1 protein-coding gene is annotated in these 553 nt (G+C 46.8%); it reads left to right on the forward strand.

The window, feature by feature from the left end; translation table 11 throughout:
• Positions 1 to 81 precede the first annotated feature (81 nt).
• A partial coding sequence (locus tag AC1DU6_RS35355; protein ID WP_477863250.1) for a DUF4062 domain-containing protein occupies positions 82 to 553 on the forward strand: 472 nt, incomplete at its 3' end.

The raw sequence follows: 553 nt of genomic DNA on the forward strand, positions 1-553 counted from the left end.
GTGATACACCATTAGAGTGCAAAGCTCTTGTGCAAAACTGCGCCGAAACAGAGTTAACAACTCGTACTTTGGAGGATAGCCATGCCGCGCCCTAAAGTTTTTATCAGCTCAACTTTTCGCGACCTGCAGCAAACCAGGGAAGAGCTAAGCGAATTCATCTCCGACATGGACTTCGAACCGGTGGCGTTCGAATTCGGAGACATTGCTTTCGAGCCAAGCAAGCACCTAGAGGAATCATGCTACGCAGCGATTCCAGAGTGCTCAATGTTGATCCTTGTTATTAAGAACAACTACGGAAGCACCTCAGAAAGACGTCCAAGTCTCGGCGCATCGGAAGAGAAGATGTATTCGATCACGAGCAATGAATACAAAGTAGCTCTGGATCATGGAATCCCTGTCTTTGTGTTCATCAACCAGAGTACTCATGACGAATACGTCTCGTACACCAAGCAAAATCGGCCTGGCAACTTCGTTTTCACGCACATCGATAATCCAAAGATCGCGAAATTCATTGACCTGCTTCACCGAGACAACTCGACTCGCTATATCTTTA

It is taken from the genome of Roseateles sp. P5_B10 (genome assembly GCF_056400485.1).